Genomic DNA, 1,847 nt, shown 5'->3' on the forward strand with positions numbered 1-1,847 from the left:
AGATTGCAAGGTATGCCCACTGCAACAGCAATGTATGCGAAAGCCACCTATAAAAACAGGACGGCAAGTTCAGTTTAAAAATGATGAATCGCGTAAAAAGCTAAGCTACATCGACAAAATGAAGGCCAAAATAGACAGCCCAATGGGACGACGACAGCTTTTTATAGAAGGAATGGTAAACGACTAGGCTGTATAGAGCCTGCTTTCCTTTAAATAGACAGCGGAATATTACAGTTAACAAAGGCATGAATAAATTGACCTTACGCGGTCAAACGAAAGTGAATGCCCAATGGCAACTGTATTGCTTAGTTCATAATATAGAAAAGCTGCAAAACAGGACGCATTAATAAAGGTAAGCTGCTACCTCTCCAAATAAGCCACTTAAACACCTGTCATACCTTCCAAAACGCCCATTAAAGCAACAGCAAATCCTCTTTTTATATTTCACGTAAAATCGAAGTAACCGATTGAATCAAAATAGGAACTCGGCTATGGTTAATACATCAATAAAAATAAATTAAAAACGAGTTATTCTACAGCCTCGTTAGGTGCCGATGAATGGAAGAGATTAAGCTTACTCATCCTATTTGGATTCGTATAATAGGATGGGTGTTTCTACCTATTATGTTAGGTGTTTCTTTGTATTGTCTGGGAATACCTGTTTGGTATCAGCGTTATGAAGTGTTAGCTATTTTATCTGCCGCATTCTTGGGTGGCGGATGCTTGTATATGACCACTCACGCACTATCAACATTACCGTTCATGAATGCAGACATTTATGTCAACGAAGACAAGATAGAAATTAAACGGGGCAATCAAGTTGATGTCAGAAGTTGGGAATCTATTTCAAAAATAAACCATGTGGCTAGTGCTCAAGTTTTGCATCTATATGATAGTTCAGGGAAAAGGTTTTTATCTGTTACTGAACAGCTATCAGGATTTAATATTCTAGTAGGTTATTTGGTTGAAAAAAGTGGATTGGAGCTTTAAAGCACCTAACAAATCAATTAACAGAGATTATCAGCTCATGTCATGCCGCTTGTATTCGCAATCGTCACGCCATAATCTGCTAACTCCTTATTGAAGCGTTATAAAGTCTAGGAAATATTGTGGATCTCATAGGTCATAGGGTAAAGCTGTCACCACTCGATAATTCTGATCGAGAGCTGTTTATTCAAATATCTATGTGTCCGAAAATGATGACTCATGTATATGAGCCTTGCACATATGAAGAGGCAATAGCTGCATTTGAAGTCAAAGCTCAGCTCTGGGACAGCAATGGCACAGGATGGCTTTCCTTCGGTATATCTGACCTAGCTTCAACTAAAAAACTTGGAAATATTGGACTTAAAATAGTGGACCATGAAGCAAAAGTCGCTGAAGTCGGCTTTATGATTAAGCTAGATGCTCAGGGTAAAGGCTTCGCTGCTGAAGCTTTAAAGTTAGTTCGAGATTTTGCATTAACCGAGCTGGGTTTAAATAAGTTAGTTGCAACATGCTCGGTCAGTAATGTTGGTTCTTTTAAAGTGCTGGAAAAGTTGGGGTTTGTTCGAGAAGCGTGCTTAAAGAAAAATACCTTAATTAAGGGGCAACTTGTTGATGATTACATTTACCACCTATGCAAATCGACTTTATAACAAGTTACTTAATTTCGTTCCGGCCATAAAAGCATGGCCTCCACGGGACTGCCTACGCTGCGCTGCGGCAGCCCATGAGTAATGCGTTGAGGCTGTAGAATTACTCTTTTTAGGAACTGGTTCTACACATTTTACTTGATTGTTTTTTAACCTTGAACCCACAGAGTTACTGTGATCTAATAGATATTATTCACCCACGGTAAATTGTTA

Annotated in this window: 4 protein-coding genes; all 4 read left to right on the forward strand. The window is 38.8% G+C overall.

The features are described from left to right. Positions 1-187 (forward strand): transposase (locus tag H5203_RS23065; RefSeq protein WP_259401996.1); only part of this gene is annotated, 187 nt, incomplete at its 5' end. A 58-nt stretch (positions 188-245) separates the two neighbouring features. Beyond that, complete coding sequence (locus tag H5203_RS23070) at positions 246-347, forward strand: transposase (protein WP_259398928.1); 102 nt, start codon at positions 246-248, stop codon at positions 345-347. Positions 348-558: 211 nt separating this feature from the next. Then, positions 559-990, forward strand: coding sequence for a hypothetical protein (locus H5203_RS22380; protein ID WP_182820366.1), 432 nt, complete (start codon positions 559-561; stop codon positions 988-990). 119 nt (positions 991-1,109) lie between these two features. Further along, positions 1,110-1,637, forward strand: a complete 528-nt coding sequence (locus H5203_RS22385; protein WP_182820367.1) for a GNAT family N-acetyltransferase — start codon at positions 1,110-1,112, stop codon at positions 1,635-1,637. The last annotated feature ends 210 nt before the right edge of the window (positions 1,638-1,847 follow it).

Source organism: Pseudoalteromonas sp. SG41-1 (assembly GCF_014164575.1).
GTDB classification, from domain to species: domain Bacteria; phylum Pseudomonadota; class Gammaproteobacteria; order Enterobacterales; family Alteromonadaceae; genus Pseudoalteromonas; species Pseudoalteromonas rhizosphaerae.

Bases quoted from the DNA above. Each gene is read 5' to 3' on its own strand.
- H5203_RS23070 (WP_259398928.1), top strand. From the start codon at position 246: ATGAATAAATTGACCTTACGCGGTCAAACGAAAGTGAATGCCCAATGG.
- H5203_RS22380 (WP_182820366.1), top strand. From the start codon at position 559: ATGGAAGAGATTAAGCTTACTCATCCTATTTGGATTCGTATAATAGGA.